The 15,730-nt window shown below is 71.5% G+C and carries 12 protein-coding genes; 10 read left to right on the top strand and 2 right to left on the bottom strand.

Annotated elements, in window-relative coordinates:
- Positions 1-506 precede the first annotated feature (506 nt).
- The 5 genes from HNQ58_RS11460 (at position 507) to deoD (ending at position 7,009) form a co-directional block, all read left to right on the top strand.
- Positions 507-2,780, top strand: a complete 2,274-nt coding sequence (locus HNQ58_RS11460) for a nitric-oxide reductase large subunit (RefSeq protein ID WP_183949065.1) — start codon at positions 507-509, stop codon at positions 2,778-2,780.
- A 138-nt stretch (positions 2,781-2,918) separates the two neighbouring features.
- Positions 2,919-3,686 (top strand): deoxyribose-phosphate aldolase, encoded by a 768-nt coding sequence (gene deoC, locus HNQ58_RS11465; protein ID WP_183949066.1) that lies wholly within the window; start codon positions 2,919-2,921, stop codon positions 3,684-3,686.
- A 7-nt stretch (positions 3,687-3,693) separates the two neighbouring features.
- The gene (gene deoA, locus HNQ58_RS11470) at positions 3,694-5,049 is read left to right on the top strand and encodes a thymidine phosphorylase (protein ID WP_183949067.1); all 1,356 of its coding nucleotides are present in this window, start codon (positions 3,694-3,696) and stop codon (positions 5,047-5,049) included.
- On the top strand, positions 5,046-6,260 hold the full coding sequence (locus tag HNQ58_RS11475; protein ID WP_183949068.1) for a phosphopentomutase: 1,215 nt from the start codon (positions 5,046-5,048) through the stop codon (positions 6,258-6,260). The genes deoA and HNQ58_RS11475 overlap by 4 nt, the downstream gene beginning before the upstream one ends.
- Positions 6,257-7,009 (top strand): purine-nucleoside phosphorylase, encoded by a 753-nt coding sequence (gene deoD, locus HNQ58_RS11480; RefSeq protein WP_183949069.1) that lies wholly within the window; start codon positions 6,257-6,259, stop codon positions 7,007-7,009. The genes HNQ58_RS11475 and deoD overlap by 4 nt, the downstream gene beginning before the upstream one ends.
- A 13-nt stretch (positions 7,010-7,022) precedes the next feature.
- Here deoD and cdd read toward each other — a convergent pair whose 3' ends face one another.
- Positions 7,023-7,436 carry a cytidine deaminase gene (gene cdd, locus HNQ58_RS11485; RefSeq protein ID WP_183949070.1) on the bottom strand — a complete coding sequence of 138 codons (414 nt, stop codon included), beginning with the start codon at positions 7,434-7,436 and terminating at the stop codon, positions 7,023-7,025.
- A 233-nt stretch (positions 7,437-7,669) separates the two neighbouring features.
- Here cdd and HNQ58_RS11490 point away from each other — a divergent pair, with 233 nt between their 5' ends.
- From HNQ58_RS11490 to HNQ58_RS11505, 4 genes are all read left to right on the top strand, one after another.
- Entirely contained in the window at positions 7,670-8,896 is a 1,227-nt protein-coding gene (locus HNQ58_RS11490; RefSeq protein ID WP_246417322.1) for an NnrS family protein, read from the top strand.
- A gap of 172 nt (positions 8,897-9,068) precedes the next feature.
- Positions 9,069-9,470, top strand: coding sequence for a SirB2 family protein (locus tag HNQ58_RS11495; protein ID WP_183949071.1), 402 nt, complete (start codon positions 9,069-9,071; stop codon positions 9,468-9,470).
- Entirely contained in the window at positions 9,467-11,419 is a 1,953-nt protein-coding gene (locus HNQ58_RS11500) for a pyridoxal phosphate-dependent decarboxylase family protein (protein WP_343057301.1), read from the top strand. Before HNQ58_RS11495 ends, HNQ58_RS11500 begins: the two co-directional genes overlap by 4 nt.
- Positions 11,420-11,425: 6 nt before the next feature.
- A complete protein-coding gene (locus tag HNQ58_RS11505) occupies positions 11,426-12,901 on the top strand; it encodes a UbiD family decarboxylase (RefSeq protein WP_183949072.1) in 1,476 nt (491 codons plus the stop codon).
- Positions 12,902-13,146: 245 nt separating this feature from the next.
- On the opposite strand, the gene HNQ58_RS11510 is transcribed toward HNQ58_RS11505, so the two are convergent.
- Positions 13,147-14,493, bottom strand: coding sequence for an HDOD domain-containing protein (locus HNQ58_RS11510; protein WP_183949073.1), 1,347 nt, complete (start codon positions 14,491-14,493; stop codon positions 13,147-13,149).
- Positions 14,494-14,685: 192 nt separating this feature from the next.
- Between HNQ58_RS11510 and ubiU the strand changes: the two genes are divergently transcribed.
- Complete coding sequence (gene ubiU / locus HNQ58_RS11515; RefSeq protein WP_183949074.1) at positions 14,686-15,684, top strand: ubiquinone anaerobic biosynthesis protein UbiU; 999 nt, start codon at positions 14,686-14,688, stop codon at positions 15,682-15,684.
- The last annotated feature ends 46 nt before the right edge of the window (positions 15,685-15,730 follow it).

The raw sequence follows: 15,730 nt of genomic DNA on the forward strand, positions 1-15,730 counted from the left end.
GGGCGAGCCGGATCAGGCGAAGCACGGCTTCGCCCCGGCGAGCGCCAGCACATGGATGTGCTGGCCGGCGGGCGCCACAGGGATGTGTGCTCGCGGGGCACCGTCCGAAGCCGCGTCGGGCAAGCAAAGAAAAGTAACCCGGCCGCCGGCAGGCGGACGGAACATCCGGCCTGAAAGGCCGGCCAGTTCGCGAGAAACCCGCAAGCGCACGGAACACCCGGCGCAACGCGCCGGCCAGTTCGCGATCAAACCACACGCTGCAAGGCGCAGCTTCAGCCGCGAACGGACAACCACACAGGCCACCGGTCGCGGCTCACACCGTCAGCCCCGGCAAACGACCACGTCGTTCCCGCGACAGTCCGGCGGCGGTTCCTGCATCTGGCTTGACCTGCGTCAACCGGCCGCCATCGCCCCCCCGACGCCCGACGCGCCTTGACCTGCGTCAGGGAAGCCCCTTCCTGGCAGGTCGAGCATTCGTGTCGATTCCCATCGGGAGAACCGTCGCCATGAGTGCAACACGCAAGCTGTGGACGGGCCTGGCGGTACTGCTGGCCGCGTCCTTCGCCGTCCTGCTCTGGGTCGGCAACGAGATCCACCGGCAGATGCCGCCATTGCCCTCGGCGGTGATCACCAGCGAAGGCGAAACCGTCTTCACCCGCGCCGACATCGAGCGCGGCCGCCAGGTCTGGCAGAGCATCGGCGGCCACCAGCTCGGCTCGATCTGGGGCCACGGCAGCTACGTCGCCCCCGACTGGACCGCCGACTGGCTGCACCGCGAGGCCGAGGCCTGGCTCGACCTGCGCACGCAGGCCGTGTCCGGCCAGCGCTGGAGCGAGCTGGAGCCAGCCCTGCAGGCCGCCGAGCAGGCCCGCCTGCAACCGCTGATCCGCGCCAACACCTACGACGCCGAGCGCGACGTGGTGGTGATCGATCCCCAGCGCGCACAAGCCATCGCCACGGTCGCCGACCATTACGTGCGGCTGTTCGGCAACGACCCCGACTTCGTCGATCTGCGCCGTGCCTACGCGATGAAGAACGGCACCGTCGCCGACCCCGAGCGCGCACAGGCGCTCACCGCCTTCATCTGGTGGAGTGCCTGGGCGGCGGTCACCGAACGCCCCGGCAAGACCATCACCTACACGGCCAACTGGCCGCACGAGCCGCTGGTCGGCAACACGCCGCCGCCGCACCTGCTGCTGTGGACGGTGTTCAGCGTGCTGTTCCTGCTCGCCGGCGTCGGCCTGCTCGGCTGGTACTACGCCACCCAGCGCGAGGAGCATCCCGACAAGCTGCCGGCGAGCGATCCGCTGGCGGCGATCGTGGTCACGCCTTCGATGAAGGCCACGCAGAAATACTTCTGGGTGGTGATCGCGCTGTTCCTGACCCAGATCCTGCTCGGCGCACTGACCGCGCACTACCAGGTCGAGGGCCACGACTTCTACGGCATCGCCCTGTCCGAGATCCTGCCCTACTCGCTGACCCGCAGCTGGCACACCCAGCTGGCCATCCTGTGGATCGCCACCGCCTGGCTGGGCATGGGCCTGTACATCGGCCCGGCGATCTCCGGCCACGAACCGAAGTTCCAGCGCCTGGGCGTGAACGTGCTGTTCGTCTGCCTGCTGATCATCGTGGTCGGCGCCTTCGCCGGCCAATGGTTCGCGGTGATGCAGAAGCTCGGCCTGGAGCACAACTTCTGGTTCGGCCACCAGGGCTGGGAGTACGTCGACATCGGCCGCTTCTGGCAGTGGTTCCTGTTCATCGGGCTCGGCCTGTGGCTGTTCCTGGTGGGCCGCACCCTGGTGCCGGCGATCCGCCGGGGCGGCGAGCACAAGTCGATCACCCTGCTGCTGTTCCTCTCCACGGTCTGCATCGGCCTGTTCTACGGCGCCGGCCTGATGTACGGCGAGCACACCCACCTGTCGATGGTCGAGTACTGGCGCTGGTGGGTGGTGCACCTGTGGGTGGAGGGCTTCTTCGAGGTCTTCGCCACCGCGGTGATCGCCTTCCTGTTCGCCAAGCTCGGACTGGTGCGGGCCGGCACCGCCACCGCCGCGGTGCTGTTCGCCACCATCGTGTTCATGGCCGGCGGCGTGCTCGGCACCCTGCACCATCTGTATTTCACCGGCACGCCGACGGCGGTGATCGCGCTCGGCGCCAGCTTCTCGGCGCTGGAAGTGGTGCCGCTGGCCTTCATCGGCTTCGAGGCCTATCACACCTTCAAGCTCAGCCGCGCCACGCCGTGGATGGAGCGCTACAAGTGGCCGATCCTGTTCTTCGTGGCGGTCGCGTTCTGGAACCTGGTCGGCGCCGGTCTGTTCGGCTTCCTGATCAATCCGCCGCTGCCGCTGTACTTCATGCAGGGTCTCAACCTCACCCCGCTGCACGGGCACACGGCGCTGTTCGGCGTGTATGGCTTCCTCGGCATCGGCCTGATGCTGTTCTGCCTGCGCGGCATGAAGCCGCACGTGCAATGGAACGAGGGCGCGCTGAAGACCGCGTTCTGGGCACTGAACATCGGCCTGATCGGCATGGCCCTGATGACCCTGCTGCCGATGGGCATCATCCAGCTCGTCGCCGCCATCGAGCACGGCTACTGGTACGCCCGCTCCGAGCATCTGATGCAGCAGCCGATCATCCAGCTGCTGGTGTGGCTGCGCGTGCCGGGCGATGTCATCTTCAGCGTCGGCGCGGTCGCGCTGGGCTGGTTCGTGCTGCGGCTGTGGGTGGCCCCGCGCAAGGCGCCGCTGCCGGTCAAGGACGCGCTGCCGGCCGAACACTGATCGTCCCCCTGGGTGTTTGCTTCGCTTGGGGCGGCTCCGGCCGCCCCGTTCTTTTCGTCCGGCCGGCACTTGATCCGGATCAGTACGCGCCCGCGTCAGCGCGCCGATGATGGTGGTGTCCCATCCCTCATGCCTGCCATGACCGACCGCACCGCCCTCGCCCGGCGCGCCCTCGCCGCGCTGGACCTGACCCGCCTCGACGACAGCGACACCCCGGAGCGCATCGAGGCGCTCTGCGCTTCCGCCGACACGCCCTGGGGTCGTCCCGCCGCCGTCTGCGTGTATCCGGAATTCGTCGCCACCGCGCGCGCCGCACTGGCGCGGCATGGCCTGACCGGCGTGCGCGTCGCCACGGTGGTGAACTTCCCCGACGGTGCCGACGACAGCGGCCGCGCGGTGCGCGAGATCCGCCGTGCGCTCGGCGCCGGCGCCGACGAGATCGACGCGGTGCTGCCCTGGCGATCGTTCCGCGCCGGCCACCATGCCGCCGCGGCGCGCTTCGTGCGCGCCTGCCGCGACGCCTGCGGCGAACGCACGCTGAAGGTCATCCTGGAAACCGGCGAGCTGGACGACGATGGCCTGATCGCGCGCGCCAGCGGGCTGGCGATCGCCGGCGGCGCCGACTTCATCAAGACCTCCACCGGCAAGGTGCCGGTCAACGCCACGCCGTCCGCCGCGCGGATCATGCTGGAAACGATCCGTGACAGCGGCGGCCGCTGCGGCTTCAAGGCCGCCGGCGGTATCCGCACGCTCGACGAGGCCGCGCAGTATTTCGCGCTCGCGGACGCCATCCTCGGCCCCGAGTGGGCCACGCCGGCGCGCTTCCGGCTCGGCGCCAGCGCCCTGCTCGGCGATGTGCTGGGCACGCTCGGCGGCACCCGGACATCGACGACCGTCACCTACTGACGCCGCCATGGCCATGCCGCTGCCGCAGGAGCTGCTGCGCCGCAAGCGCGATGGGCTCGCGCTGGGCGAGGCCGAGATCCGCAGCCTCGTCGCCGGGATCGCCGACGGCCGCCTGTGCGACGCCCAGGTCGGCGCCTTCGCGATGGCGGTGTGCCTGCGCGGCATGGACGACGACGAGACCCTCGCGCTGACCCTGGCGATGCGCGACAGCGGCGCGCGCCTGGACTGGCGCGACGCCGGCCTGCACGGGCCGGTGCTCGACAAGCACTCCACCGGCGGCGTCGGCGACTGCACCAGCCTGCTGCTCGGTCCGCTGGTCGCGGCCTGCGGCGGCCACGTGCCGATGCTGTCCGGGCGCGGGCTGGGCCACACCGGCGGCACGCTGGACAAGCTCGAAGCCATCCCCGGCTACGACACCGCGCCGTCGAACGAGCGGCTGTGCCGGGTGGTGCGCGAGGCCGGCGTGGCCATCGTCGGTGCCAGCGCCGACCTCGCGCCCGCCGACCGTCGCCTGTATGCGATCCGCGACGTCACCGCCACGGTCGAATCGACGCCGCTGATCGTCGCCTCGATCCTGTCGAAGAAGCTCGCCGCCTCGCCTGACGCCCTGGTGCTGGACGTGAAAGCCGGCAGCGGCGCGACCCTGCCCGACCGGGCGCAGGCGCGCGCGCTCGCCGACCGGCTGGTCGCCGTCGCCCGCGCCGCCGGCCTGCCGGCCAGCGCCCTGCTCACCGACATGAGCCAGCCGCTCGCGACCGCGGTCGGCAATGCGCTGGAACTGCGACTGGTGCTGCGCCTCCTGCGCGGCGAACGGGCCGAACCGCGGCTGCTCGCCGTCACCCTCGCGCTCGGCGTCGAGATGCTGTTGCAGGGCCGGCTCGCCAGCGACCGCGCCGATGCCGAACGCCGGCTGCGCGACGCGCTGTCCAGCGGCCGCGCCGCCGAGCGCTTCGCCCGCATGGTCGCCCTGCTCGGCGGCCCGCGCGACCTGCTCGAACGCGAGGACGCCCACCTCGCCGACGCGCCCTGCATCGCGCCGGTGTTCCCGCTCCAGGAGGGCGTGGTCGCCGCCATCGATGCCCGCGCGCTCGGCCTGACCGTGGTGGCGCTGGGCGGCGGCCGCAGCCGCGCCGGCGCGCGCATCGACCCGCGCGTCGGGCTGGCGCGGATCGCCGCCATCGGCACCCGCGTCGGTCGCGACGCGCCGCTGGCCTGGGTGCATGCCGCCGATGCCGACGCACTGCCACAGGCCGCGCAGCGACTGCGCGCCGCCTTCCGTCTCGCCGACCACGGCGAGGCGCCACCGCTGATCCATGGCCGACTGGCCACGGCCGAGACCCCGACCCGAACGGCCACCGCATGACTCGCGCCATCCTGCTCGTGCTCGACTCGCTCGGCATCGGTGCCCTGCCCGACGCCGACCGTTACGGCGACGCCGGCGCCGACACGCTCGGCCACATCGCCGACTGGTGCGCACGTCCGCTCGCCGAAGGCGGGCGCGGCCGCGCGCTGACGATTCCCAACCTGTGCCGGCTGGGGCTGGCGCATGCCGCGGCCCGCGTCACCGGCCGCGCGCGTGCCGGCCTCGTGCCCGAGGGCGAACCGCTTGCGCGCTGGGGCTTCGCGCGCGAACGCTCCACCGGCAAGGACACCGTCTCCGGTCACTGGGAGATGGCCGGCCTGCCGGTGGATTTCGAGTGGGGCTACTTCCGCGAGCCCGAACACAGCATGCCGCACGACCTGCTCGACGCGCTCGGTGACGCCGCCGGCCTGCCCGGCTTTCTCGGCAACTGTCACGCCTCCGGCACCGAGATCCTGCGCCGACTCGGTGACGAGCACATCCGCAGCGGCCGGCCGATCATCTACACCTCGGCCGACTCGGTGCTGCAGATCGCCGCGCACGAGGAGGCCTTCGGGCTGGAACGCCTGTACCGCCTGTGCCGGCAGGCGCGCCGGCTCGCCGACGACTACCGCATCGGGCGCGTCATCGCCCGCCCCTTCACCGGCAGCCACGCCGACGATTTCAAACGCACCCCGAACCGCCGCGACTGGGCCATGCCGCCCACCGCACCCACCCTGCTCGACCGGCTCGCCGAGGCGGGCGGCGAGGTCGTCGGCATCGGCAAGATCCCCGACATCTTCGCCGGCCGCGGCATCACCCGCGCGGTCAAGGCGCATGGCCTGCCGGCGCTGATGGCGGCCACCCGCGAGGCCTTCATCGCCTGCGTGGACCAGAGCCTGGTGTTCACCAACCTGGTCGACTTCGACCAGGACTACGGCCACCGCCGCGACGTGGCCGGCTACGCCGATGCGCTGGAACGCTTCGACGCCATGCTGCCGCCGCTGCTCGACGCGCTCGCCCCCGGCGACCTGCTGGTGCTGACCGCCGACCACGGCAACGACCCCACCTGGCCCGGCAGCGACCACACCCGCGAACACATCCCCATCCTCGCCTTCGGCCCCGGCCTCGCGCCCGGCCCGATCGGCGGCCGCGACAGCTTCGCCGACATCGGCCAGAGCCTGGCGCGGCACTTCGGCCTGCCGCCGCTGCCACATGGAGACTGCTTCCTGTGACCACCCCGCACATCGCCGCCCGGCCGGGCGACTTCGCCGACACCGTGCTGCTCCCGGGCGACCCGCTGCGCGCCCGCCACATCGCCGAGCGCTTCCTCGAAGACGCCACCCTGGTCACCGACGTGCGCGGCATGCTCGGCTACACCGGCACCTGGAACGGCCAGCCGATCTCGGTGATGGGCAGCGGCATGGGCATCCCCTCGTGCTGCATCTACGCCACCGAACTGATCGCGCACTTCGGCGTGCGCCGCCTGCTGCGCGTGGGCACCTGCGGCGCGGTGCGCGGCGACGTCGCCCTGGGCGACCTCGTGCTCGGCCTGGCCGCCAGCACCGACTCCAACATCAACCGCCTGCGCTTCCGCGGCCTGGACCACGCCGCCGCCGCCAGTTGGCCGCTGCTGCGCGACATCGCGGCCACGGCCGAAGCGCGGGGCGTCGCGCTGCACGTCGGGCCGATCTTCTCCACCGATCTTTTCCACGCCGACGAACCGGCCCTGCTCGACCATCTCGAACGCATGGGCATCCTCGGCATCGAGATGGAGGCCGCCGGCCTCTACGGCGTCGCCGCCGAGCACGGCGTGCAGGCCGCGACCCTGCTCACCGTCGCCGACCACCTGCGCCACGGCGGCGCGATGAGCCCCGAACAGCGCCAGCGCGGCCTCGACCGGATGATCCGGCTCGCCCTCGACGCGCTGCGGCCGGCGACGGCCGGCGTCGCGGCCGTGCCGACGCGGTCGCCGTCCGGCTGAAGACGCGCGGCCGTCAGCGCACCGCGTCCAGCGCGAACGACTGCGGCAGCAGTTCCTCGATCCCGAACCGCAGCACCTCGCCGTCGCGGCCGAGAAAGGCCACCTCGACCTCGCTACCGAACTCGCGGATCAGTTGCCGGCACGCGCCGCAGGGCGGGATCGCCACCGCCGCGTCGTGCACGTCGCGCGCGCTGATCGCCACCGCGCGCAGCCGCATCCCCGGCCCCTCCGCACGCACCGCCGCCGCGATGGCGTGATGCTCGGCACAACCGCCGATCGGAAACGCCGCGTTCTCCACATTGCAGCCCGAATACACCCCACCGGCCTCGGTCAACACCGCCGCGCCGACGCGCAGCTGCGAATACGGTGCATAGGCGCGCTCCAGCGCCTGCGCCGCCGTCGCCAGCAACAGCCCGAAATCCGTCATCGTCTTCCGCCTCGCGAGGGGAAAGGGACGCCATCATCCGCCGCACCCCGCGGCGGGTAAAGCACCGTGCGCCGCCCAATCCCAATCAGGCGTGGCGGTGGCCCTGGCCGCTGCCACAGGACGGTCCCGCCTGCAGCCGGATCCATGCTTCATGGGTGGAAACGATTCCCATTCCCCAGCCTGGTCTGACCTGGGTCAAGGCCGAGCGACCGGACCGCGCCCACACTGTCGCCATGAACACCATGGCCTACTCCCTGCCCTTCTCCCCGCGCCTGCTGGCGGCCGCGCCGCACCGGCTGCTGTTCTTCGTCGGCGCGGCCAACGTGCTGCTGGCGATGGGCTGGTGGGCGTTGTGGCTGGCGGCGGCACGCTGGCAGGTGCTGCCGATGCCGCAGCCGCCCATTCCGGCCGGCTGGGGGCACGCCTTCGTGATGACCTACCAGGTGCTCACGCCGTTCATCTTCGGCTTCCTGCTGACCGTGTTCCCGCGCTGGATGGGGCTGCCGGCGCTGACCCGCTGGCATTACGTGCCGGTCGGGTTGGGGCTGTTCGGCGGCCAGTTGCTGACGCTGGCCGGGCTGTGGGGCCATCCGCACCTGCTGCATGTGGGCGTGGTGTTCACGCTGGCCGGCTGGGTCGCCGGGATGTGCTTCCTGTTCGGCGTGTTGTGGCGCGAGAACGGCCGCACCTGGCACGCGCTGAGCGCGTTCGCGGCACTGGGGCTTGGCCTGGTCGGGCTGATGCTGTTCGCCGGCTGGCTGCATGGCGCGGAGGCGCGCTGGGTGTTCGCGTCGTTCAAGCTCGGCATGCTCGGCCTGCTTCTGCCGATCTATTTCACCGTCTGCCACCGGATGCTGCCGTTCTTCGCCGGCTGCGTGCTGCCGGGCTACCGCAGCTTCAGGCCGATGTGGATGCTCGGCGCGTTCTGGGCGCTGGCGCTGCTGCATCTGGCGCTGGAGCTGGCGCACGGCTACGCCTGGCTGTGGCTGGCCGACCTGCCGCTGGCGGCGCTGGCCGCCACGCTGCTGTGGCGCTGGTGGCCGCGCGCGCCGATGCCGGGGCTGCTGCGGGTGCTGTTCATCGGCTTCGCCTGGCTGCCGCTGGCGATGCTGCTGTATTCGGCGCAAAGCCTGTGGTTTCTGGCGAGCGGCGAGTTCGCGCTCGGCCGGGCGCCGGTGCACGCGCTGGCGGTGGGCTTCTTCGGCAGCCTGCTGGTGGCGATGGTGACGCGGGTGACCCAGGGCCACTCGGGCCGGCCGCTGGAAATGCCGGCAACGGCGTGGTTCGCCTTCGCAGCGGTACAGGTACTGGCGCTGATGCGGATCGTGGGCGAGGTCCTGCCCGACTACGGCGCCTGGCAGGCGCTGGCCGCGGCCGGCTGGCTGCTGGCGTTCGCGCCGTGGGTGCTGCGCTCGCTGGGCATCTACCTGAGCCCGCGCACCGACGGCAAGGCGGGCTGAAAGCGGCAGAGCAGGAACGAGTGAAGAGGAGTGAGAAGTGAGAGAAGAGCAGCGCTTCGGCGAACCGACGCTTTCCCTCGTTTCTCACTCCTCTTTACTCGTTTCTCGCTTCTCGCTTCTCGTGGTCGCGGCTGAAGCCGCTGCTGCAGAGTGAACGAGACAGGGACATCGAATGATCGAGTACTACCTCCAGATCAAGCACGCGCACATCGGGCTGGTGCTGCTCAGCGGCGGGCTGTTCGCGCTGCGCGGCACGGCGGCGCTGGCCGGGATGCGCTGGCCGCTGGCCGCGCCGGTGCGCTACCTCAGCTACACCATCGACACCGCGCTGCTCACCGCCGCGCTGATGCTGCTGGTGGTGCTGCGGCTCAACCCGTTCGCCACCGGCTGGCTGGTCGTCAAGCTCCTGCTGCTGGTCGCCTACATCGTGCTCGGCGTGCTGGCGCTCAAGCGTGCGCGCACGCGCGCCGGCCGCGCGCTGTGCCTGGCCGTGGCGCTGGCGGCGTTCGGCTTCATGTACTCGGTGGCGCGCGCCCACCATCCCCTCGGATTCCTGCAAGGGCTGCTTTCGTGAGCGATCCCGCACTCCATCCCTGCTTCCTCGGTCCCTACGGCGAGAACGACGCGCTGCTGGAAAAACTCGTGGTCGAGTTCCTGCGCGACCACGTGTACTGGCGCCGCAACGTCCATCCCGAGGATCCGCCGGCCATCCCCACCGACGCGGCCAACCAGCCGGCGTTCCGCGAGTTCGAGGCGCGGCTGCGGCGCGAGCTGCATTCGCTGTCGGCGGCGCTCAAGCGCTCGGTGCCGTTCCACAGCCCGCGTTACATCGGCCACATGGTGTCCGACCTGCTGATCCCCGGGTTGGCGGCGCAGATCCTCACCCTGCCCTACAACCCCAACAACGTCAGCGGCGACGCCGCGCCGGTGACGGTAGACCTGGAGCTGCGCGCGGCGCTGCAACTGGCGCGCATGCTCGGTTACGTCGACGATCCGGCGCGGCCGGATTGCGCCTTCGGCCACCTCACCTCCGGCGGCACCACCGCCAACTACCAGGCATTGCGGCTGGCGCTGGCGCTCAAGGCCTTCCCGGTGGCGCTGCGCGCGATCATGCCGCCCGGGCTGGATCTGCCCGGCGACGACTGGGCCGCCTTCAACCTGCGTCCGGGCGATGCCATCGAACTGCTGCAACGCTGGCAACAGTGGCTGGCGGCGCTGCCGCCCGGACCGCGCCGGCGCTGGCGGCAGCGGCTGGAACAGGCGCGCATCGAGCACCTGGGCCTGGCCGGCTTCCTCGCCGCGCACCCGCAGCTCAAGGCGCCGGTGGTGCTGGCGCCGGTCACCGCGCACTACTCGTGGAGCAAGGGCATGAAGCTGCTCGGCCTGGGCCGCGCGCAACTGCAGCTCATCCCCGAGCGCGGCATGCGGCTGGACGTGGAGGCGCTGGAGGGCATGCTGCGGCGCTGCGCCATCGAGCGCCAGCCGGTGCTGCTCGCGGTGGGCGTGCTCGGCACCACCGAGTTCGGCACGCTCGATCCGATCGACGGGCTGGTGTCGGCGCGCGAGCGCTTCGCCGCCGAGGGGCTGGGCTTTTCGGTGCACGTGGACGCCGCCTGGGGCGGCTACCTCGCCACCCTGTTCCGCGAGCCGGACGGCACGCTGCGCGCGCACGAGGACGTGCGATCGCAATTCGAGTTCTTCCCGAGCCCGGAGGTTTACGCGGCCTTCGCCGCGCTCGGCCAGGCCGACTCGATCACCGTCGATCCACACAAGCTCGGCTACATCCCCTACGGCGCCGGCGCCTTCCTGTGCCGCGACCAGCGCGCCGCGACGCTGCTGGCCGAGGACGCCGACTACGTGTTCGATCCGGGCGAACCGGAAGACTACTTCGCCCGCTACCGCCACCTCGGCCGCTACATCCCGGAGGGCTCCAAGCCGGGCGCGGCGGCGGCGGCGGTGTATGTCACCCATCGCGTGCTGCCGCTGGATCACAGGCACTTCGGCCGTCTGCCTCAGCAGACCATCCGCACCGCCGAGCTGTTCTATCAGCGCGCCCAGAGGCTGGCCGAAACGCTGGCCGACCGGGTGCGGCTGCGCGTGCCCTTCGTGCCCGACAGCAATCTGGTGTGCCTGGCCATCAACCCGGCCGGCAACCGCGACGTGGCGGCCATGAATGCCTTCGTGCGCGGGCTGTACGCCGAGATGCGCGCCGACCCGGGCGAGCATTGGCCGCAGCGCGAGTTCTACGGTTCGATCACCACCCTGCGCCCGGAGGCACTGGGGCCGGAAGACACACTGCGCGTGCTGGGCGAGCTGGATCTGGACCCGGCCAGCCTCGACGAGGACCGCGACGACGCCGACCGGCTGGTGATCCTGCGCCACACGCTGATGAATCCGTTCCTGATCGACAGCGAGAACGGCATCAGCTACATCGAGCGTTACTTCGAGCACCTCGAACGCCGCCTGCGCGCGCTCACCGCGGACCGGCCGGCAGCGGGCGCCATCCATAGCGACGTGGCCTGAGCGGTGATGGGCTTCCCCGACCTGCGCGCCTTCCTGCGCCACCTGGAGGCCAGCGGCCGGCTGGCGCGCGTCGCCGAGCCGGTCGATCCGGACCTGGAAAGCACCGCCTTCTGCCAGCGCAGCCTGCGCGCCGGCGGGCCGGCGCTGCTGTTCGAGCGCATCGTCGGCTCCACGCACCCGATGCTCGGCAACCTGTTCGGCCACCGCGACCGCATCGAAGCCGCGCTCGGCGGCCGTCCGCTGGCCTCGCTGAAGGAGCTCGGCGAACTGCTCGCCGCGATCAAGGAACCGCGCTGGCCGTCGAGCCTGCGCGACGCGCTCGAGGTCTGGCCGGAGCTGGCCCAGCTCGCCCATGTCGCGCCGCGCCGCGTCGGCGAGGCGGCGTTTTCCGAGATCGTGCTCGAAGGCGGGGACATCGACCTGTCCACGCTGCCGATCCAGCGCTGCTGGCCGGAAGATGCCGGCCGCCTGATCACCTTCGGCCTGGTGATCACCCGCGGCACCCGGCAGAAGCGGCAGAACGTGGCGATCTACCGCCAGCAGCTGATCGCGCCCAACCGCGTGATCATGCGCTGGCTGCCGCATCGCGGCGGCGCGCTCGATCATGCCGACTGGTGCGCCGCGCACCCGGACCGACCCTTCCCGGTGCTGGTCGCCATCGGCGCCGACCCGGCCACGCTGCTGGCCGCCGTCGCGCCGGTGCCGGACACGCTCTCCGAATACGAATTCGCCGGCCTGCTGCGTGGCGAGCGCACCCGCGTGTGGCGCAGCGGACTGACCGGGCTGGACGCGCCGGCCGGCGCCGAGATCCTGCTCGAAGGCTTCATCCACCCCGGCGACACCGCGCTGGAAGGCCCGTTCGGCGACCACACCGGCTACTACAACGCCCAGGGCACCTTCCCGGTGTTCACCGTCGAGCGCCTGCGCCTGCGCCGGGACGCCATCTACCACGGCAGCTACATGGGCCGAGCCCCCCACGACGAGCCCTCGGTGCTGGCGATGGCGCTCAACGACGTGTTCGTGCCCATCCTGCGCCGCATCTTCCCCGAGATCGTCGACTTCTTCCTGCCGCCGGAAGCGTGCTCGTACCGCATCGCCGTGGTCAGCATCCGCAAGCAGTACCCCGGCCACGCGCGGCGGGTGATGATGGGAATCTGGTCGTACCTGCGCCAGTTCACCTACACCAAGTTCGTCATCGTCACCGACGAGGACATCGACGTGCGCGACTGGGCGCAGGTGATCTGGGCGGTGTCCACCCGCGTGGACCCGGCGCGCGACAGCCTGCTGGTCGAGAACACGCCGATCGACTACCTCGACTTCGCCTCGCCGGTGCCCAACCTCGGCTCCAAGCTCGGCCTCGACGCCACCCGCAAGCTGCCTGGCGAAACCACGCGCGCATGGAGCCGGCCGATCGTGCCCGACGCCGAGGTCGAGCGACGCGTCGAGGCGTTGTGGGCGCGGGTGTTCGGCGCAGCGTCCTGATGCTCCCCGCCGGCGCATGCGCGGCCCATGCACAAGGTGATGCAGCGGGCGCCGCCGGCTGGCTCCGCCGGCGTGGTGCCACCTGCCCACTGATCACCCGCTGCCGCGATGGCGCCGGCCAGCGCCGGGGATGGACCGCCTGCAGTATGTGCAATCCCCGCGCCGGACCATCCACGGCGCACCGCCCGGGCATGGCCGGGCGGCCAGGGATCACGGGCCAGACAGGGGTGGCTTCGACGGAGGGTTCACTCCCCCTCCCGCTCAGGAGAATCGGCGGCGGTGGCTTGCTCCACGGCCTGCTCCACGGCCTGGCCGGATCCGGGCGCAAGCCCGTCCTCAGCCTGCGCAGCGGTGGTGGCGGCCGGGCCGGCATCCTGCGGCTCGGGGCTGGCGGAACCGGCCAGGGGCGCCACGACCGCGGCCTCCGCCACCCGCCGCGCCGCTGGCGGCAGGCCGGCCAGCCGGCGCAGCCGCGCCTCCTCCTCCTCACTCATGCCTCCGTGGACCAGCCCGCCGGCCAGACGCATGACGTACTTCTCGCGCTTGCCGATGCTCATGTCGCCGAAACCGTAGATGGCCGCGATCAGCTCCCGCAGCGCCATCGGCAGCCCCCAGTGCGACTTCAGGCGTTCGGCGAAAGGCCGGGCGTACTGCGCCAGCGCGCGATCGAGCAGGCTCTCGTCGCACTCACCCTCGCGGTTCTTCCAGGCCTGGGCATGGAACAGCACGCACAGCTCACCCAGCCGGTGCAGCAGGGCGGCGGTGTGGCAAGGCGAAGGGTCGGCGCCACATTGCCGGGCCAGACGCTCGGCGTGCTCGCCGACGCGCTCGCACCGTTCCAGCTCGGCAGCCGCACGCGCCGCCAGCAGCGGATCCTGCAGTTCGCTGGCACGACGCAGGGTCATGCTGGCGGCAATGTTGATGCAGTTGAGCCAGCCCAGCCGGATGATCGCCTCCGCCAGCGTCGTGCAGACTACGCCATTGGGGTTGTACCAACTGTTGTTGGAAACCGCGATCAGGCGGGCGACCAGTGCCGGATCATGACCCCAGCGCTGCACCAGTTCCGGCACGCCCGGTGGCGGCTCACGGTCCAGGTCATCCAGGCCGGCGCGCAGGTCGCGCAGCAACGGCAGATCCAGGGCAGCGTCGCCGAGTCCGGCCAGGTAGCCGAGGAAACCGCCAGCGGCGGCCGGATCCTGCGGCCCGGCGGCAGCCGGCGGCTCGTGGGCTGCCGACCCCAGCAGCTGGCGCAGCACCTCGACCAGCCTCGGCACCCGGAACGGTTTCACCACGAAGGCATCCACGGCAAGCCGGCGCGCGGCAAGCACACTGGCGCGATCGCCGCGCTCGCCCAGCAGGAGCACCGGGACCGGGGCCCCAGACTGACGCAGCCTTGCAATCAGCGACAGACCGTCCATGTCGGCCAGCTGCCAGCCGCAAATCAGCAGTTGCGGCGGCTGCCGGCGCCAGGCCCGCTCAGCCGCTTCCCCGCTGGCAAAGACCTCCACCTTCACATCCTCGCGCAGGCTTTCGGCCAGCTGACGCAACAGCTGGGCCAGCCAGCGGTCGGGATCGACGATCATCACGCGCATGCCCGGCCCCCGGTTTGTGGCGTCCCTTCCGCCAGCCTGGCTGACGGCCGACATGCGGACGATTGTAAGGATTCACGGCCCCGTTCAGCCATCGCAGACCTGCCCGATCCGCGACCGGGCTGATCCCGGTCAAGGTCAGGCGCTGCACCGGCGGGCAGGATATGGCGCACCTGTCTGCGCACCCCATGACTCATGCAACTGGTCTGTCCCGCCGGCAACCTGCCCGCCCTCCAGGCCGCCGTGGACGGCGGCGCCGATGCCGTCTATGTCGGCTTCCGTGATCAGACCAATGCCCGCGCCTTTCCCGGGCTGAATTTCAGCGAGGACGAACTGCGCGCCGGGATCGAGTACGCCCACGCGCGCGGGCGCAAGGTCTACATCGCGCTCAACACCTATCCGGACAGCGCCCGCTTCGGCGACTGGGCGGCGGCGGTGGATCGCGCCGCCGGCCTCGGCGCCGACGCCATCATCGCCGCCGAGATCGGCGTGCTCGACTATGCCGCGCGTCGCCACCCGCTGCTGCCGCGGCATCTGTCGGTGCAGGGCTCGGCCACCACCCAGGCGGCGCTGCGCTGGTACCACGAGCGCTTCGGCATCGCCCGCGCGGTGCTGCCGCGGGTGCTGTCGGTGCAGCAGGTCGAGCGTCTGTGCGCCGCCGCGCCGGTGCCGCTGGAAGTGTTCGCCTTCGGCAGCCTGTGCATCATGGTCGAGGGCCGCTGCCAGCTCTCCAGCTACGTCACCGGCGCCTCGCCCAACCGCCACGGCGTGTGCTCACCGGCGCGCTTCGTGCGCTGGGACGAGTTGCCCGGCGGCGAGCGCAGCGTGCGCCTGAACGGCGTGCTGATCGACCGCTTCGCCGAAGGCGAGCCGGCCGGCTATCCGACCGTCTGCAAGGGTCGCTTCGCGGTCGGCGGCGAAGTCTTCCACGCGCTGGAGGAGCCGACCAGCCTCAATACGCTGGAGCTGATCCCGCGCCTGGCGCAGGCCGGCGTGGCGGCGCTGAAGATCGAGGGCCGCCAGCGCGGCGCCGCCTACATCGGCACGGTGGCCAGAGTCTGGCGTGAAGCGCTCGACCGCCACGCCGCCGCGCCCGAGGCATGGACCGTGCAGCCACAGTGGCAGCAGGCCCTCGCCGCACACGCAGAAGGCCACCAGACCACGCTCGGCCCCTACCACCGTGCCTGGCATTGAGCCCCTCCCGTGGGAGAGGTGAGCCCACCGCCCCACCGTCACGAGC

It is taken from the genome of Rehaibacterium terrae (assembly GCF_014202935.1).
Lineage (GTDB): Bacteria > Pseudomonadota > Gammaproteobacteria > Xanthomonadales > Xanthomonadaceae > Rehaibacterium > Rehaibacterium terrae.